At 37.7% G+C, this 17,735-nt stretch carries 20 protein-coding genes and 1 pseudogene; 9 read left to right on the top strand and 12 right to left on the bottom strand.

Features of this window, described 5'->3' with window-relative positions; genetic code table 11:
- The first annotated feature begins 58 nt into the window (after window positions 1-58).
- The 3 genes from VB715_RS06995 to VB715_RS06985 all read left to right on the top strand — a co-directional run bounded on the left by VB715_RS06995 (window position 59) and on the right by VB715_RS06985 (window position 1,428).
- Window positions 59-382, top strand: coding sequence for a polymorphic toxin type 24 domain-containing protein (locus VB715_RS06995; RefSeq protein WP_323291762.1), 324 nt, complete (start codon window positions 59-61; stop codon window positions 380-382).
- 2 nt (window positions 383-384) lie between these two features.
- On the top strand, window positions 385-858 hold the full coding sequence (locus tag VB715_RS06990; RefSeq protein ID WP_323291761.1) for a hypothetical protein: 474 nt from the start codon (window positions 385-387) through the stop codon (window positions 856-858).
- Between the two features lie 129 nt (window positions 859-987).
- Window positions 988-1,428 carry a lysozyme inhibitor LprI family protein gene (locus VB715_RS06985; RefSeq protein ID WP_323300470.1) on the top strand — a complete coding sequence of 147 codons (441 nt, stop codon included), beginning with the start codon at window positions 988-990 and terminating at the stop codon, window positions 1,426-1,428.
- A 16-nt stretch (window positions 1,429-1,444) separates the two neighbouring features.
- Here VB715_RS06985 and hetL read toward each other — a convergent pair whose 3' ends face one another.
- Window positions 1,445-2,158 carry a heterocyst differentiation pentapeptide repeat protein HetL gene (gene hetL / locus VB715_RS06980; protein WP_323300469.1) on the bottom strand — a complete coding sequence of 238 codons (714 nt, stop codon included), beginning with the start codon at window positions 2,156-2,158 and terminating at the stop codon, window positions 1,445-1,447.
- A gap of 161 nt (window positions 2,159-2,319) precedes the next feature.
- Between hetL and VB715_RS06975 the strand changes: the two genes are divergently transcribed.
- On the top strand, window positions 2,320-2,727 hold the full coding sequence (locus tag VB715_RS06975) for a metalloregulator ArsR/SmtB family transcription factor (protein ID WP_323300468.1): 408 nt from the start codon (window positions 2,320-2,322) through the stop codon (window positions 2,725-2,727).
- A 48-nt stretch (window positions 2,728-2,775) separates the two neighbouring features.
- Here VB715_RS06975 and VB715_RS06970 read toward each other — a convergent pair whose 3' ends face one another.
- The 3 genes and pseudogenes from VB715_RS06970 to VB715_RS06960 form a co-directional block, all read right to left on the bottom strand.
- On the bottom strand, window positions 2,776-3,252 hold the full coding sequence (locus tag VB715_RS06970) for a tetratricopeptide repeat protein (RefSeq protein ID WP_323300467.1): 477 nt from the start codon (window positions 3,250-3,252) through the stop codon (window positions 2,776-2,778).
- A 166-nt stretch (window positions 3,253-3,418) separates the two neighbouring features.
- Window positions 3,419-4,858 carry a serine/threonine-protein kinase gene (locus VB715_RS06965; RefSeq protein ID WP_323300466.1) on the bottom strand — a complete coding sequence of 480 codons (1,440 nt, stop codon included), beginning with the start codon at window positions 4,856-4,858 and terminating at the stop codon, window positions 3,419-3,421.
- Window positions 4,859-5,080: 222 nt separating this feature from the next.
- Window positions 5,081-5,527 (bottom strand): annotated as a pseudogene (locus VB715_RS06960) (DUF4126 domain-containing protein).
- Window positions 5,528-5,611: 84 nt separating this feature from the next.
- Here VB715_RS06960 and VB715_RS06955 point away from each other — a divergent pair.
- On the top strand, window positions 5,612-6,352 hold the full coding sequence (locus VB715_RS06955) for a DUF1995 family protein (protein ID WP_323300465.1): 741 nt from the start codon (window positions 5,612-5,614) through the stop codon (window positions 6,350-6,352).
- Window positions 6,353-6,395: 43 nt separating this feature from the next.
- Here VB715_RS06955 and VB715_RS06950 read toward each other — a convergent pair whose 3' ends face one another.
- From VB715_RS06950 to VB715_RS06925, 6 genes are all read right to left on the bottom strand, one after another.
- A complete protein-coding gene (locus VB715_RS06950; protein WP_323300464.1) occupies window positions 6,396-7,217 on the bottom strand; it encodes an alpha/beta hydrolase in 822 nt (273 codons plus the stop codon).
- A gap of 10 nt (window positions 7,218-7,227) precedes the next feature.
- The gene (locus tag VB715_RS06945) at window positions 7,228-8,151 is read right to left on the bottom strand and encodes a TIGR04168 family protein (RefSeq protein WP_323300463.1); all 924 of its coding nucleotides are present in this window, start codon (window positions 8,149-8,151) and stop codon (window positions 7,228-7,230) included.
- Between the two features lie 380 nt (window positions 8,152-8,531).
- A complete protein-coding gene (locus VB715_RS06940) occupies window positions 8,532-9,086 on the bottom strand; it encodes a DUF3172 domain-containing protein (RefSeq protein ID WP_323300462.1) in 555 nt (184 codons plus the stop codon).
- 155 nt (window positions 9,087-9,241) lie between these two features.
- Window positions 9,242-10,780, bottom strand: a complete 1,539-nt coding sequence (locus VB715_RS06935) for an AAA family ATPase (protein WP_323300461.1) — start codon at window positions 10,778-10,780, stop codon at window positions 9,242-9,244.
- Window positions 10,781-10,804: 24 nt separating this feature from the next.
- A complete protein-coding gene (locus tag VB715_RS06930) occupies window positions 10,805-11,644 on the bottom strand; it encodes an EI24 domain-containing protein (protein WP_323300460.1) in 840 nt (279 codons plus the stop codon).
- A gap of 127 nt (window positions 11,645-11,771) precedes the next feature.
- Window positions 11,772-13,016 carry an HhoA/HhoB/HtrA family serine endopeptidase gene (locus VB715_RS06925; protein WP_323300579.1) on the bottom strand — a complete coding sequence of 415 codons (1,245 nt, stop codon included), beginning with the start codon at window positions 13,014-13,016 and terminating at the stop codon, window positions 11,772-11,774.
- Window positions 13,017-13,341: 325 nt separating this feature from the next.
- Here VB715_RS06925 and VB715_RS06920 point away from each other — a divergent pair, with 325 nt between their 5' ends.
- From VB715_RS06920 to VB715_RS06905, 4 genes are read left to right on the top strand one after another with little or no spacing between them, the layout of a single operon-like run.
- Complete coding sequence (locus VB715_RS06920; RefSeq protein WP_323300459.1) at window positions 13,342-13,851, top strand: LptA/OstA family protein; 510 nt, start codon at window positions 13,342-13,344, stop codon at window positions 13,849-13,851.
- A gap of 8 nt (window positions 13,852-13,859) precedes the next feature.
- The gene (lptB, locus tag VB715_RS06915) at window positions 13,860-14,588 is read left to right on the top strand and encodes an LPS export ABC transporter ATP-binding protein (protein ID WP_323300458.1); all 729 of its coding nucleotides are present in this window, start codon (window positions 13,860-13,862) and stop codon (window positions 14,586-14,588) included.
- Window positions 14,589-14,601: 13 nt separating this feature from the next.
- Window positions 14,602-15,786 (top strand): LptF/LptG family permease, encoded by a 1,185-nt coding sequence (locus VB715_RS06910; protein ID WP_323300457.1) that lies wholly within the window; start codon window positions 14,602-14,604, stop codon window positions 15,784-15,786.
- A 7-nt stretch (window positions 15,787-15,793) separates the two neighbouring features.
- Window positions 15,794-16,585 carry a type 1 glutamine amidotransferase gene (locus VB715_RS06905; RefSeq protein WP_323300456.1) on the top strand — a complete coding sequence of 264 codons (792 nt, stop codon included), beginning with the start codon at window positions 15,794-15,796 and terminating at the stop codon, window positions 16,583-16,585.
- A gap of 36 nt (window positions 16,586-16,621) precedes the next feature.
- Here VB715_RS06905 and VB715_RS06900 read toward each other — a convergent pair whose 3' ends face one another.
- Together VB715_RS06900 and mauJ are read right to left on the bottom strand one after the other, a co-directional pair.
- Window positions 16,622-16,900 carry a BrnA antitoxin family protein gene (locus VB715_RS06900; protein ID WP_323300455.1) on the bottom strand — a complete coding sequence of 93 codons (279 nt, stop codon included), beginning with the start codon at window positions 16,898-16,900 and terminating at the stop codon, window positions 16,622-16,624.
- A 30-nt stretch (window positions 16,901-16,930) separates the two neighbouring features.
- On the bottom strand, window positions 16,931-17,734 hold the full coding sequence (gene mauJ / locus VB715_RS06895; protein WP_323300454.1) for a methylamine utilization protein MauJ: 804 nt from the start codon (window positions 17,732-17,734) through the stop codon (window positions 16,931-16,933).
- Window position 17,735: the final 1 nt, after the last annotated feature.

Below are 17,735 nucleotides of genomic sequence, written 5' to 3'. Positions count from 1 at the left end.
TTGTGGTTAACTTGACCATAGGTAAGTTTGTAGAAGATGATTTTCCAAAATAAATTAAGTGGTCAGACCCGTTGATTGGACAATTGGCATACCTGCTGCTGATTTGATAGCTCAGGGAAAGCGTTTTCAGGGTAATTTTCCTGTTACTCAAGCTAAACCGAGAGAAGTGCTATATCGTAGCGATAACGTCAATATTACAAGCTATATTGTGTATGATGATAATGGAAAAGCAATTAAGCGAGTAGACTTGAGGGGAAGATCCCATGCTGATATACCTACACCTCACGTTGTCGAGTACAATCATAACAAAAGTCCGAGAGGAACTATATTTGTCCAAGCCTCAAGAACTGTTCGCCCTGCCAGAATGGATGAAATTCCTTAACCATGATACTAAAACCAGCAATAAGAGACTTACGACCTGATATTGATAACCTGAAGAATTTTCAACGGTGGAAAGCTATTAATGGGGAAGATTTTTCTCCTTGGGATTATCTTTTTCGAGCGTCTCGTGCAGAAGTTGCCATCATATTAGCGACTCTTTTTTGTCCAGAATTTATCGAATATGATGGAGGAATTTTTCTGGCAGAAGCTTTTGATCAGGCTATTTATCAACAGTGGAAACAACAACTCGGAAATGATATCAAAGCAATTGAAAAAGTAATGAATCATCAACATATCGATGATTTATTTTCAGGCAGTAATCGAGTTGGAATTAATAATCTTTGTTATCTAGGACAAGCCATCAGACAAATGTGGGAAAATCACCTCAAATTAGTTTATCCTCATTTGCGATTTGTTGTCTGTTGTGAACATGACGAAGACACTGTAACTGTGACGTTTTACCAGTCTTATTTTTAGATTATTATTGTTTAATCTGCCTTTTCTCTCTAATGCTTTAATTCAGAAAGAATGATAAACTTATTTCTGTTGTTTTTTCCGAATTAAACTTAACAGCAAAGCAAATTTTCAAAGCAGGAGTTCAATCTAATGAATAAAAAAAAAATCAACCTTAAATATAATTTGTTTTCAGTTTTAAGCATTTCAATTTTAAGTGTAACCGTTGCTTCACCCTCCCATGCTGATGATCCCACAGGGAGTTATTTTGATGGTACAGAAATTAAATGTCCAGGAATTCCCTTTGCAGAATCTACTGTTGTTCAATGTAATACAATTGCTTTTCAAAATGCAGATCGAGAATTAAATCAACTATACCAAAAATTAATGAAAACCGCAGATACCAAGGAAAAAGAATATCTACAAACCATGCAGCAAGCATGGATTAAACTAAAAGAATCTCAATGTGGTTTAGTGAATTATTATTATCGTGATGCTCGATTTTCTGAGAAATGGAAGACCCGTTGTGAAGCTATTATGACCATTCGACGGGTTGAAGAATTAAAACAATTATCAACCGGAATTGATTGGTGAAATCAAACTTAAAATTTTAGTGATATTTTGTCCCATCTGGCATAATTGCCCCTTTTAAATCCGCATCGGTTAAGATAGTACCTGTTAAATCTGCCCCCTGTAAATTAGCATTAACTAAAATGGCATTACTTAAGTCAGCATAGCTTAAATCTGCCCCTTGTAAATTGGCTTCTGTTAAATCAGTTGAAAAGGTCGATTTATAGGGTTCTAGACTTAATTTTGCTCGACATAACCTTGCACCCGATAAATTGGCTTGATATAATAAAGCTGCACTTAAATTGGCATAACATAAGTCAGCATAACTTAAATTTGCTTGGCCTAAATTGGTTCGTCTTTCAGAGGTAGGCCGCAAATCTACATCATACAAAATAGCCCGTAATAATGTCGCCCCTGTTAAATTTACCCCACACAAACTTGCTTTACCTAAATAAGCATCTGTGAGATTAGCATCGATTAATTTTGCACCACTGAGATCCGCATCTCTTAAAATAGCTTGGGATAAGTCAGCATCTCGTAAATCTGTCCCCCAAAGAAGACACTCACTAAGATTAACTTTTCTTAAGATTGCTTGACAAAAATTACTTTTTCCTAATCGTCCCTGACGGAAATCTGACCCCTCAAAATTTGCCCCTGAGAGGTTAATTTCGGTTAAATCTGCTTCTTGTAAAATAATATGCTGAAAATTTCTCTGCCCAAGACCATATTTACTTAATAAATCGTCTAATTTCATTGTTTATTCCCTTTATCCCTCTTGATTTTAAGGTCTGAGAGAGAGAGGGATCACTCTCCTCTCTTAATGTACAACTATTTGGTAATATGGGAACTTGGCATTAATTAAGCTATAATAAAGAATCATAATATGTATACATAGTTTGTTAGCGATATAACAATATGCCCAACCTTACCGACTCAAGCTTATCTATCGAGACGACATTATTAGGAAATGAGGAGATTTCTAAGTTATCTCCGACGGTTTTGGCCATGATTGCGGACTTCTTTAAAGTATTATCAGAAGTGAGTCGGTTACAGATTGTTTGCGCCTTAAAAAGTGGAGAAAAAAATGTTTCTCAAATCATCGAAATGACGGGTTTAGGACAAGCGAATGTCTCCAAACATTTAAAACTATTAACCCAAGCAGGAATTGTCACCCGAACCCAAGAAGGTGTCAATGTATTTTATGCGATCGCAAACCCCTTAGTTTTTCCTTTATGTGATTTAGTTTGTAATTCTATCGCCACCCAATTACAACAACAAAATCAACATTTAGAGTCTCTTAAAATGTTTCAACAATCTTTTTAGTGATCATTCCTAGGAATAGCCTTGGTAATTACATTAATGGTAAATTAGCTAGTTTATTGACGGCAATTGTTTAAGAATTTCTAATACTTTTTGAGCCTCTACTCTGTTGCCTTGTTGCTGAAACAAATTTTCTGCTTTTTGCAGATCAGAAAGAGTTTTTTGAAAGTCCCCTAACATACCATAGACAGCCCCTCGGTTAAGGTAAGCTTGAGCATAGTTAGGATTAAGGGCAATGGCTTGGTTATAGTCAGAAATCGCTGTTTGATAGCCCCCTAACGCACCATAGGCAGCCCCTCGGCTAAGGTAAGCCTCAGCATTATTAGGATTAAGGGTAATGGCTTGGTTATAGTCAGAAATCGCTGTTTGATAGCCCCCTAACTTACGATAGGCAACCCCTCGGTTATTGTAAGCCTCAGCATTATTAGGATTAAGGGCAATGGCTTGGTTATAGTCAGACAGAGCTTTTTGAAAGTCCCCTAACTCACTATAGGCAACTCCTCGGTTATAAAAATCTTCAGCAGTCATTGTTATTTTTATTTAGATGATTATTACTGTTCAAAACTTAACATTGAAAAAAATACCTGTCAATAATAAATATGGTTTTTAATCAAAATATCTAAACTTAATGAAGTTTATGAAATTTATGAAGTTTATGAAGTTTTAAATTTATCAATGAATAATGAATAATTGTTTAATTTGATTGAACGCTGGTGTTACTATTCATCCGATTTAACACTTCAATGGCATTACTTCGCCAACCATCATTTTGTTGATAAAGCTCTAAAAACTTAGTTAAATTAGCTTTAGATTTTGCATAATCACCTAATACATATTCTGACATTCCTGCATGATAAACTGCCATAAAATTCTCAGGTTGATATTTAATTACTAACTCCATTATAGGCCCAGCAGACTCATCATCTCCCGCATCTGCAACCGGATGTCCAATGGCAAATACAATTCCTGCTGCTGTAAATTGTTCAGTTTTAGGTAATGTTTGAATGAGTTGATCAGCTTGCTCAATTTTACCGGCTAAAGCATAACATCCGGCAGCCAAACCAATTCCATCAGATGTATTAGGAGGGGGAGAATTTTTCATTGCTGTCCCTACTTCTACTGAATTACAATGAGGTTTAATTTCTTGATACCATGCTTCCCCATTAGATAAATTTGGATTAACATTGATTTGATAATTTGTATTAAATGAGGAGAAAAAACGCCGTATATTAACAACACCACCCATTAAAAACCCTAACATAATAAATGCTATTCCTACTTTAGCAAAAGAATAAACTAAGAAAGGTTTGTTATTGGGAATTAGTAATGCGTTAATATTGAGCGATCGCACCTCATTTAAAGCAATTTCAGCATTAGGATAACGTTGCTTTGGTAAGGGGTTAACTAAGGTACTTAACCAGGTAATAAATTGAGGATTTAATTTAACCATTAAATGATTAAATTTAAAGCAATAATCCTCATCAATTAATTGACTTATATTACTAGAAGGAGTCTGAGTTAATAAACAGATTAAAGTTGCCCCTAAACTATAAAGATCAGATGCTTCTGTTAAGGGACGATTAAACAATTCTTCAGGAGGCATAAACCCAGGTGTACCCGCAGCAATGCTACTATTAGCAACTTCTCCATCTCGAATTTTAGCTAAGCCAAAATCAATTAAATAAGCATTGAGATTATTATCAATTAAAATGTTTTCTGGTTTAATATCTCGATGAATAATCGGCGGTACATGATTTTGTAAATAAACTAAAATTTCTAACACAGAAATAGCAATTTTTTGAATTTGTTCAGGCAAAAAATTAGATTTATTGGCTAAAGATGGGGCCTCTTTATATTCTTGTACCATACAAAATCCATCCTCAGTTTCAAAAGAGGTAAGATAATGAGGAATACGAGGATGATCTAGGGTTTCTAAGATAGAAATTTCTCGTTCATAAGCTTTATAACTTGTCCAAGTCGCATCAGCATCAACAAACCTAAATTGCTTAATCACAACCTTTTGCTGCGTCTCTAGAGACTCACCTAAATAGCTAATACGTCCCCCCTCTCGGTTACGGCCTAACTCTTGAATAATTGTATAATTATGATGAGAAAAATCAGGAAAAATACTCATATTCCTTTTCATCCTGTTAAGATAAACTATAATAATCTTAGTTTACCTATACTTAAGAGATTTCTATCATCCCTGTAACAAAATGATAAAATAAATTGGATTTAACAGTGTTAAATCCCTACAAATCATGATAATTATTAATCTTATAATAAAGATTTTTTGTTGAATTACCACAATGATTTCAATGCTCTGACTTCTGTAGGGGCTTATATTATTAAGCCTCTACGACTTCTGACTTGTACTATACCATTGTCGCCAAGCCGTAGAGCTTCTAATCGCAATCCATAATAACATTAAAGCAATTAATCCCCCATTCTTAGGCGCATTAAATGCAAACAAAACTAACAACACCCCAATTAACCATAAAGGTTCCATTTCTAAGTTAGCTATTTTTACAACAGTTACTGCTAATAACCCTCCTACTAATGGACTAAAAATTAATTGTATAATCTGTAAAATGCGCTGTCCTAATAACTTTTTAGAGCCAAATAATTCAAAGAATGACCAACTGGTTAAAATGCCAATTAAAACTTGAGGAGGAAGTGAAGAAAGTAGGGGAACTTCTGACCATAAATCACTGCGAAGTAAACCGATAATTAATCAGGGTAAAGCAATTCTCATTCCCGCGGCCGCTGAAGCCGAAAGTACCGCTAAAATACCAATAATCATTCTATTATTTGTTGATTTTTGACTGTTAAACGTTCCCCATTCCTGTACAATGCTTAATAAGCGATCGCCGAAACCATAGCCACTATGCTCGAAGTCCCCAACAGTTTAGAACAAGCCGTCTCTCAGGCCAAAGAAGCAGCAAAACTAGCCCTAGAAGCAGGGGTTGGCCGTATTTCCCTAGAACTAATCATCCCTGAAATTGCTTTACAGGCCCAAGCCCTCGCCTTAGAGTTTACCTCATTATTTGAGGGGCGAGAATCAGGGTTAAAGGTGATTTTTCCTGATACGGGGGCAGCAGCTTTAGCCCGTCGAGACTGGGGAGAAACCCCTTTTAGGGTAACAGACTTGGGCAGTCGTGCGACAACCATAGAAAGCAAAATTTCCGACGCAGACGAGGCGTTTTTATTGGTTGCCCCTTCCTCCGTAGAAGTGGGAATAGTCGAAAAATTGTGTAATTTAGCTGGCGATCGCCCGGTTATCCTCCTTATTCCCCAACTAGAAGATGTGTCTATTGTGGGCATTGGTTACGCTGCCCGTCAACTACGAGAACGGTTTATTAGTACCCTTGAATCAGTTTATTATTTTCGTCCTTTAGATGGGGTGGCCGTGTTGCGTTCCTATCCTTCTCCTTGGTATGTTTATTTAGAGCGAGATAGTGGTTATGAATTAATTGCTCAAGAAACCCAAAAACCCATGGGAGAAGCCTTAGAAAACTTGATTCTTAAAGCTACTACAGGAGAGGAAGATAATAGCAATAGTCCCCAACCGAAAAAATCAGGAATGTTGGCTAATATGCAGCGATTTTTACGGGCATTAAGTCAATAATATCAAATATTATCTGGTCAGATTATCTACAATATCGGGAAGTTTAAGCGGCATTTTGGGAACAAGATTGCTTAATTTCAAGACTAGGTAAAAAGTCATTTTTATGTAAAATTTCGGCTAAATTAACGTCAGTTTCTAACAAACAAGCATGACCACTATTCGGTAAAATTGTCAAGATTCCTTGAGGAAAATAACCCATTAATTGTTGTCCTTCTGTTACGGAAGGTAATAATCTATCCTGATCACTTGCTAACATTAAAATCGGTTGTTTTAAGCGTTTCAATGTTTCTCGATTAATCTGAAAATCTCTTAATAATGCAAGTCGCCAACTAACAACTTCTTGGGGAAGGGACTGCATGGCTTTTAATAAAGCTTGACTATCCTCTTTTTCAATTCTTCCCAATGATCCCAAAAAAGGTAAAAATCCTACGGTTGAACTCTGATATAAAAAGTTGGGCATCCATTGATTTAATTGAACTCCTAACCCCAACCAAGGACGTTTATTAAAGGAAGAAGCTGGATTAACTAAAATCATTTTTTCAATTAATTCAGGGGCTTTCAACGCAACTTTAAGGGCCAAACATCCCCCAAAAGATTCCCCACATAAATAAACAGAAGATCCATGATGAGACTGTAATTCTTGTTTAATTAAATGAACAGTTTTGTTAGCTAAATCATGCCAATTACTTTGATCATGGGAAGGAATCGATAAACAACGAATCGCAAAAAAATCAATCAATTTCTCAGCTTGTCGATGAAATAATTCACCTGTGCCGTCCATTCCAGGAAGATAAATTAATAAGGTCGAGGAGACTTGAGAAGATTTAAAGGAAAGAAATTTGAGTTTTGCGGATTGGTGTTTCATTAATTACCAATTAAACGACAGAAGAAAAGGCTACTCGATGGTCATAAAGACAATCTTGAGCTTTGATCACCCCATTATTATCAACCCAAACTAAAGAAATTTCAACAACTTGATGATTCTCTAAAGAAACTAAAGAAAAATTTCGTAATTTCTCCCCGTCTTTTTCAATAACACGAGGGACATTCGCTGCATTTAAGTAAACCGTTCCATTGTGATGATTTTTCACTCTAGTTCGCAGTTGGGAACGAGTATGACGTAAACGATGGTGCATATGACCAAAGGTTACTAAAGGAATATTTTTCCCCAGAAGATAAGTTTTTTCAATCGCTTCGGCAAAATCAGGATCACCATGATCACCCCCTAAAGGTTGCCAGTCTCTTCCACACATTGCTTCAGGATTTTCTCCTAATCCTGCGGGGCCATTATGTCCGAGGAAAATAACCGTTTCATAGGTAGTTTGTTGGGAGGCAGATAGGATTTTTGCTGTAGATTCAGCAAAGTTAGTTACATCATAGCGGTCGCGTAAAAATTCCTTATTTTTCCATTCTGGGCCACCCCAACTATAGGGACGACTCCCGACAACGGATAAATTAAATTCAGGGAAATCTAGCTTATCATAACCAACATGAATGTCTCCTAATAAATCTAATTGATCTTGTAACCAATCTTCTGTATTTCGATTGTAAGGACATTGTTTTCGTCCCCAAGCAGAGGCAGTATACCAAGCATCATGATTCCCCATAATCACCGCTTTCGGAATTGATAATTCCGTAATTAAGCGAACAATAGGGACAGATTCATTGCCAAAATCTCCCACAAATAAAGCAAGATCAATGTTTAACTGTTCTAATGCGAAATTATCCTCCTCATCCCATTGATCGTGAATGTCTCCAATAACGGCAATGGTCAGGGTTTGATTGTGATGAATAGCCATGCTGCTTTTATTATAAATATTTTCTCTCGTTTAATAGCATAAACGGAGTTAGCCTCATTCAGCAATAGGCTGGTTGCTTCAACAGAGAAATAAGTAATGGGTAAGCTTGAAAATTCTGTAATGTATCACCTATAATTCTGATAGCGATCGCCTTTACAAAACTTGACTTAACGATGACCCGAAACACTTATCAATGGACTATCGATATAATATTTATTGGTTAATTTAATTTTCTAAGGCAACTTTAAAGAAAGAACTAACCGAAAAAAAAGCCATCTGCTATAATAATTTGTCAACCCTTCTTTAATCCCCTCTTAATCAAGATTTAGAGTGTGATCTTAGGTAACAACTAACGGATAATTTATTAATGTTTTCATCATCTAAAAATTCTCCCCTTCTGAACGAAGATTAACCGATCCTGGAGGATTAAGAAATAAATTTCCTGCAGCATCATTAGAATAAATACAGTCAATTCTGGGTTTACTCTCCAAAGTACCGACAAATCCGAATGTATTCATCCGATTTCGACAATCTCTGACCTGTTCTGCTGTAATTAAGCGTTTTTGTTCCAATAAGGTCATATTAGACTGACGTAACACACAACCAGGTTGCATCGCAGGTTGAGTCACATAAACACTAAAGGGGTTTAAGGTGATAAATACCCGCAAATCGCTCACAATAGCACTAGCACCATATTGTACACATAGTTCCGCATTGGGCGCACTTTTATCAATTACTTCCCGTGAGGCTACATTTTGGGGGTCAAAACTCGCACTAGAACTGACACCAATCCCTACTCCAATCCCTAAGACGAAAATCCCCCCAAATAAGGCGATCGCCCCATAATTAAACTTAGGTACTTTTGGTTCTGGATCTGGGTAACGGGAAGGGTTGGAACGGGGGTCAGAGTAACGAGGTGGGGGTCTACGGGCCATAATCTTTATTGCTTGATATTCCTCTAGTGTACTTTTTTTCTTGAACAATCGTGCGGTGAATTTTTGGGGATGCTATATATTGCTTATGGTTGGCAAGGCCAAGGTTAAGAAATATAGTATTGACTACAAATATTTGTTGTTAATGCTGTTCCCTGTTACCTTGTATTAAATAGAGAATTTAAAGATTTTTCCCAGTCAGTTGTTGTATCTATTATTTTAACATATTCTTGCTCAATTTCATTAAATAATTCGGCTTTTTTTGCTTGTTCTTCTAATAAATTAGGAGTGGCATCAGAAATATCATCAGTTCGTTTACAAAGGCGATCAATTAAGACTTCTCTGGGGGCATCGCAGTATAAAATTGTCAGGGGAATCTGATTATTTTTGGACCAATTAATTACAAGTTCCCGCCAAATATGACGATCAAATTTAGCATCTAAAATCACAGAAAACCCATGTTGTGCTAGAATTTGGCCCAATTCAATTAAGCGATTATAGGTTTTTTCATTCATTTCTTGAGTATAAATGTCATCGCCCCCAGTTTGGTTTAAGGGAATTCCTGTTAAGTGTTTACGGAGAGCATCAGAGCGAATTAAAATACCATTGATCTGCTTAGCAAGGTATTTTGCAATGGTGGTTTTACCGGAACCCGATAACCCTGACATTAGGATAATTTGCCCTTGATGTTGTTGGGTATATTGCCAAGCAAGATGATAATAATTAGCGGCAGTTTGGGTTGCTTCTTGTTTTTCTTTTTGGGAAATATTGGGGTCATCAAGCAACATTGAATTGACTTTTGCTCTTACATAAGCTTGACGAGAAAGATAAACTGGTAAGACTGGCAAACCTTCCCAGTCTCCGGTATATTCTAGATAGGTATTGAGAAAAATATTACTGAAGTCTTGACGGTTTCTTGCGTCTAAATCCATGACAGTAAATGCTACATCAAACATCACATCAACTAAACGGAATTCTTCGTTAAACTCAATGCGATCAAATAGTTGGATTTTGTCATGCCATAAACAAATATTTTTTAGATGTAAATCTCCATGACACTCTCTTATTTTATCATGCTTTCTTCGATTTTCAAATAGTTTTTTATTGGCTGAAAAATAGCGATCTGTAAATTGTTTAGTTTCCTGATATTGTTGTTTACTTTGTGCAATGCCGATATATTTTTCAGTGCGCTGATAATTTTCATCAATGGATTTTTTGATTATTTCAATGTCACCAAAACTGCGAATATAATCATTCGTTTTAGTGTTTTTATGGAATTCTGCTATGGTTTTTCCAAGTTCTTTTAGATGATATTCTTGTAATTTTCCGGCTTCAAATAGATTAATTAATAAACAGTTTTGAGGAAATTGATTCATCTTTAAAATATAGTCAATAATTTCTCCCTCGCCTGATAAATTTAATTGCTTATTATCGTCAGTAATTGGTAAAACTTCTAAATAAATATCTGGTGCGATCACTTGATTCATGTTCAACTCTTGGGTTAAAAAATGTTGCCGTTTATCGAGAGTTGAATAGTTGAGAAATCCAAAATTAACAGGTTTCTTGAGTTTATAAGCATAATCTCCCGTTAAAAAAACAACTGATGAATGGGTTTGCATAACTTCAATCGGTGTTTTAACTGAATGGGGATAAAATTCAGGATTTTGAAGTTTTTTTATTAAGGTCGAAATATCCATATTATTAATAAAGTCAACGAACAATTATTGAGGAATAAATGATTGATTTTCTGAGGGGAGTAACCCTTTTTGTAAAATGCGATCGCAGACAAATAATGTCCCTCCACCAACACAAAAAGGAATCGTTAATAAATTAACAAAAGGAATAGCAATTAAGAATAAACAAACTAGAGAAAATCCTGCACTTGCTGGCAAACTTTTCCAAATAATTCCTAATTTTTCTCTAAATTTAAGTCGTCTTCTTTCTAATGGTGCATCAAAAAAATCTAAACAAAGAATTGTTCCTGTTAAGATCATTCCACCCATAGGAGAAAGTAAAGTCCCAAACCCTGGTAAAACATTTAAGAAAAACAATAAAAATCCGAGACTAATAATTAATACTAATTTTTTAATTTCAAAAAGAATTGCTCGCCAAATATCTCCCATAAATCCAACTTCAATAACTTGAACATTTCCTGTTGTAATTTTTTCTAATTCTTCTGATAACTTACCATACCAAGGCGCACCTAAAATCACCCCAAATTGAACCAACAAAAATCCCGTTAAAACCAATAATAAAATCCCAAATATTATTCGTAATAAAAATCCCAAAACAACAATTAAATAATCTAAACCTCCTAACCAACTAGGAAGGTTAACTAAGAAAAGATCAAGACGTTGAATAATGGTGTCAGTTAAGACTTGAGTTAATTCCCAACCAAACAAAAATAACCCAACATCAAGAAAAATAGCAATAACAAAATTAAGGAGAATAGGAACAATAATATAGGATAAAAGACGAGAATGGGACTTAAAGACTCCCAACAGTCGAAAAGGATAACTCATTCCTGATAAAAACCCAAATCCTGTCAGAATTTGTAACATAGTAATTCTCTTGGTTCTAGCAAAAATATTTTATCATGTCTTGACTTTATTTTAAAATAGAAAATAGAGACGTAAAAATTCACGTCTCTACCGAAGTACCAAACTTACCAAACTCTTAAAATTTTCGTTATTGCTTGGGCAATAGTCCAACTTTAACATTAAGATTTAGGGAATTGCCATTGCGTTCAATTTGTAAGGGTAATGTTTCACCAACCTCTACTTTATCAACCGCTTGTTGTACTTCTCCAGGATTTTTTAGAGGTTGTTGTTCAATTGATTGTAAGACATCTCCCGCTTTTAAACCTGAGCGATCTGCTGGAGAATTTGGCATAACCTTAACAATTAAGACTCCTGAGTCAGCATTAACTTTGATGCCCTCAGTTTCTTGCAATTTTTCTTTAATTTCAGGGGTAATTTCTACCATCTGAATTCCCAAATAAGGATGTTCTACTTTACCAGTAGCAATTAATTTTTTGGCAATTTGTTCAGCCTTATTAATGGGAATAGAAAAACCAATTCCTTGGGCATCTTTAATAATAGCTGTATTGATTCCGATCACTTCACCCCTTGCATTGAGAAGTGGGCCACCTGAATTTCCAGGATTAATGGCTGCATCAGTTTGAATAAACTCAACTCTTTTATCTCCGACTCCCACTTGAGAACTTAACCGTCCTGTAGCACTAACAATTCCCGTCGTTACCGTATTATCTAACCCTAATGGATTACCGATAGCAATTGCCCATTCTCCCACCTGAAGATTGTCAGAATTACCAGCTTTAACGGTAGGTAAATTATCAGCTTCAATTTTAATCACAGCCACATCAGTAACCGGGTCAGTTCCTAATACTTTGCCTGTGAAAGAGCGGCCATCTTTTAAAGTGACTGTCACTTCACTAGTCCCATCAACCACATGAGCATTAGTTAAAATTTTCCCATCCTGACTTAAAATAAAACCTGACCCCGTTCCCCGTTGAATTTGACTATCAGGAACATTAGGCATTTGTGAGCCAAAAAAGCGACGAAAAGCCGGATCTTCAAGCATCGGTGGGACTTCAGCTTTCACTGTACGAGAAGCATCAATTCGCACTACTGCCGGCCCCACTTCCTTAACCACATCGGTAACAAAATTTTCCGAACTTAAAGGAGGAATAGCCGCTAATTGATTTTGAGCAAATGCGGGTTGTGAACCAGTTATATTTTTGCTTGCTTCTGCCAAGAGATTGGGATAACTAAAAGCGACAGTTCCCCCAATACCCACCCCCATTCCTAATAATACCAAGGACAAAGAAGTGATGGGTTTTTGCCAAAAGGAAGGTTGAGATTTTTTTAGGTTAGGTTGTAGATAAGAGGAGTTTAAAGTGTCGTCTTTCATCATTGTCGTTATTTTAAGGTTAATAATAGGAAGAAAAGTCAGTCCAGTGAGGAGCGACTTGATCGGAAAACAGCTTTGGACTGACATTTTTAATATAAACTGGGGAGATGACAACCCTGTGACACTGTTATGACATTTTGGTGTCAAAAATAGAGGGTAAACTGGTGAACTACTCAGATATTGCTTTGGCTAATTTAGGATATTCAAACAATTCTCGAATCTTCTTGCGTTAAAATTTCTAGAATCAACTGGCCTTAACCATTAGTCAGAGGATTGAGTAAACTAAACATTAGAATAAATTTGAATCCCTCCTTAAAGATCAATCATGTTATCCATTCCCGTCCCAGTCATTAAAAGCACCTTCGGAACCATCGGCTGTACCCTTGCCGTCATCATGAGTATCATCGCCCTCAAAGGCATCCCCAAAACCGCCCAGGCCCAAACTGCACCCCCACCTCCCAATAGTCCCCTAACCGTCCGTTCCGACATCCAAGAAGCCAACTCAGAAACCGGAGTCGTCACCGCAAGAGGAAACGTACAAATCTTCTATCCTTCCCGTGATATTCAAGGAACCTCAGCCCAAGCTCAATATTTTAGCCGAGAACGCCGTTTAGTTCTCACAGGTAATGTTTATGTTCTCCAAGAGGGAAACAGTATGCGGGCCGAAACCATGACCTATTTAATTGACGAAGGCCGCTTTATTGCCACCCCAGAATCTGCTCAACAGGTAGAATCAATATATTTAGTCACCGAAGCGGAAGACAGTCCCCCAGAACCCACCCCCGTTGCTCCCCCTCCTGTCTTCGATACTCCCTTGCCTACCCCCGACTTCTAACCTAAACTATGACGCTCATTTTAGAAAACATTCATAAAGTCTACGGAAAACGCCAAGTTGTCAACCGAGTCAACATCAAAGTGGCCCCTGGTGAAATTGTGGGACTCCTTGGCCCTAATGGGGCCGGCAAAACCACCACCTTTTATATTGCTACCGGCCTCGTCAAACCCAATAAAGGCAAAGTTTGGCTTAACCAAAAAGAAGTTACTCGCTTACCCCTAAATAGACGGGCCCGCTTAGGCATTGGTTATATGACTCAACAGGCCAGCATTTTTCGTCATTTGAGTGTCCTAGAAAATATTCAATTAGCCCTCGAACAAACTAATGTCCCCTTTCGACAACGAACCCAACGCCTCCATGATCTCTTGAGAGAGTTTCGCCTAGAAAAAATCGCTAATACCCAAGGTTCTCAAGTCTCAGGGGGAGAAAGACGCAGGACAGAATTAGCCAGATCTTTAGCGGTGGGCCAAGACGGGCCAGATTTTTTATTATTAGATGAACCCTTTGCCGGAGTTGACCCCATTGCTGTCTCAGAAATTCAAACCATGATCGCCCAATTACGCGATCGCAAAATGGGAATTTTGATCACGGATCACAATGTGCGAGAAACCCTGGCCATTACCAACCGCGCCTATATTATGCGGGATGGTCAAATTTTAGCGGCCGGTAGTGCCGAAGAACTTTATAACAATTCCCTAGTGCGACAGTATTATTTAGGGGAAAACTTCCAACTCTAAACCCACACATCTCATGGATATCGGTCAAGCAAACCCCGTTAAAATCAAGTTGAAACCCCAGATCCCCGGCCTCTCGATCATGGATCGTTACCTGTTTATTGAACTCCTTCTACCCTTTTTGTTTGGGATGGGGATTTTTACCTCTCTGGGCCTTTCCATTGGGACATTATTCGATCTGGTACGTCGTGTTACTGAATCAGGACTTCTCCTCTCTGTGGCCCTAAAAATCCTCTTATTAAAAATGCCTGGATTTATTAGTTTGGCCTTTCCGATGGGGATGCTACTCGCTTCTTTGATGGCCTATAGTCGTTTATCTAGTGATAGTGAACTGATTGCCCTCAGAAGTTTAGGGATCAGTGTTTATCGTTTGGTGATTCCGGCGATTTTCTTTAGTTTAGTGGTGACAGGATTTGCCTTTGTGGTTAATGACTGGGTGGCCCCGGCCGCTACCCATGAAGCTGCTGTTACCTTAGAAAAAGCAGTTAATCAGGAACGTCCCGATTTTAAAGAACGCAATATTGTCTATCCTGAATATAAAACGATTCAAGATGAAGATGGTCAAGATTTATCTATATTAACCAGGCTATTTTATGCTGAAGAATACAATGGGGAAAATATGACAGGGTTGACTATTTTGGATCGTACCCAAGAAGATGTTAACCAAATTGTCACTGCCGAATCAGCTACTTGGAATCTTTCAACGAATACCTGGGATTTTTTTAATGGGACGGTTTATATTATTGCTCCCGATGGTTCCTATCGTAATATTGTACGCTTTGAACATCAACAATTAGCCTTACCTCGCGCCCCCTTAGATTTGGCAAATCGTCGCCAAAATTTCACAGAAATGACCATCAGTGAAACAAGAGAATATCTCCAAGCGATGAAATTGAGTGGGGATGAAAAACGGGTACGAAAAGTCCAGGTGCGTTTACAAGAAAAGTATGCTTTGCCCTTTGTTTGTTTAGTTTTTGGCCTGGTAGGGGCAGCGATTGGAGTCAGACCCCAAAATACTAATAAAGCGACCAGTTTTGGGATTTGTGTTGGCCTGATTTTTGCCTATTATCTGCTCTCTTTCGTGGCTAGTTCCCTCGGTATTTGGGGCATTTTAAATCCATTTTTCGGGGCCTGGTTGCCTAATCTTTTGGGATTGGGCGCAGGTGGTTTATTATTAGTTCAATCAGCAAGTTTACGATAATCTGTTTATGTCCCAAACCCAAACCTTGATTATTGGTTGGCTTTATCCTAATCTGATGAGTACCTATGGCGATCGCGGTAACGTTATCTGTCTACAAAGGCGTTGTCAATGGCGTGGTATTCCAGTAACTATCAAACCTCTAGATCAACAAGCGGAAGTGTCTCAATTTTCTGAGGTTGATTTAATTGTCGGGGGTGGGGCCCAAGATCGTCAACAAGAATTAGTCATGCGGGACTTAAAAGGGGCAAAAGCAGCAGCATTAAAGGCTAAATTAGATGAGGGAACCCCAGGGGTGTTTACTTGTGGTTCCCCGCAATTATTGGGCCATTATTATGAACCCGCTTTAGGACAACGCATTGATGGGTTAGGATTATTAGATTTAGTTAGTAAACATCCGGGCCCCGACGCTTCCCGTTGTATTGGTAATGTGGTCTTTGAAATTACGGCTTCTCCCTTAGCTGAAGATTTAAGCAAAATGTTAGGAAAACCTCCGATAATTATTGGGTTTGAAAATCATGGGGGACGGACTTACTTAGGGGATGTTCAACCTTTGGGAAAGGTGCTTAAAGGTTATGGTAATAATGGGGAAGATGGTTATGAAGGGGCTTTTTATCGTCAGGCGATCGCTACTTATTCCCATGGCCCCTTATTACCCAAAAATCCTTTTCTGGCTGATTGGTTAATTAAAAGAGCTTTACAAAAAAAATATCAAACTGAAGTTACTTTAAGTCCCCTAGATGATACTTTAGCCTATCAAGCTAGAGCAACTATGTTAAAACGCTTAGAAATGGCTGCTTAAGGTGAGATAGTAATGAGGTGGTGATACCAAATCCGGTTACACTGCTGGCTGTTCACCTTGACTTTCAATGTAATGACGCAAAATTGAGTTGATTAAAGCTTTGTATTCACCACCTTGAGCTTGGAACCACTCCAACACATCAGGTTCAATCTGAACTAACTGCTGTGCTTGGGATGCAGGAATTCTTAAAGTAGCCTTTTCAAAAAACTCCTCTGTCAATGGTGGAATATCAGAGTAATCAATTGTTTCATCATCTATTGCCTCTAGTGCTGCCCAATTAGTACGAGAGGTATTGCTTAAGTCTTTGTCGTTCATATCGATTTGCCCTTCTTGCTGAAATGACAATTATCTCAACATCTCTCTAAGTTCTGGAGGAACTTGTGGATTAAGCTTTTGCTGCCTCCACTCAAGAAGAAATTTGTGTGCTACCCGCTCTATGGTATCGATTCTTTGAGCAACTTCCCTAACTGTTTCAATGTCTATCGGCTGCGTACCATGAGCAATTGTTTTGCGAACTTCATAATTATCATCAATCCATTGTGTTTGTCCTTTAATAATTTCCCAATCTTCACATTCACCCCACAAGGCTTTGAAGCTTTCCCAAGTTTGGCTTTTTGAACCCTTTGCTTTTCCTTCAGGTATCTGAGGATGATATTTGCTTGCCACTATTTCAATTGCGTTCCAAAAAGCCAAGAACTTGTCAAAGGGATCTTCGGTATGTAAACCCTTACCATACCACCCCAAGGCTCTCAAGAAAGTCGTCTCGGTTGAAGCCAAAAGCCGCGCTTCTTTAAATGCCTCTTGCCATTCTTCTTTTCTGACCCTTCTTAAGGTTTTATGAGTTGCATTGCTAATGTTTTGGCGATCACGAAAGTTTAAATAGAGTGGTTGATTGATTTGGACTGCGAGTGCATCGAGCATTTGACCGAAAAATAAAATTGCTGCCTCACGAGCAAGTTGTTCTGTTGGTGCATAAGCTGTAACAGTTGCTCCTACTCCTGAAGTTGATCGATTTCGTCGAATTTCAATGTCACTGTAGAAGGGATCAGGCAATCGAAAGCCCTTTAACTCATTCAAACGCAGCGTTTTCTCAACTGTAATTGAACCGTATACAGTGAGTCTTACTTCCCAAATAGGTATTTCCGGCATA

Origin of the sequence: Crocosphaera sp. UHCC 0190, from assembly GCF_034932065.1 — a bacterium.
In the GTDB taxonomy this organism is placed as follows: domain Bacteria; phylum Cyanobacteriota; class Cyanobacteriia; order Cyanobacteriales; family Microcystaceae; genus UHCC-0190.
Note: the sequence above shows the minus strand (reverse complement) of the source record. Positions and strands in the feature narration are given on the sequence as shown.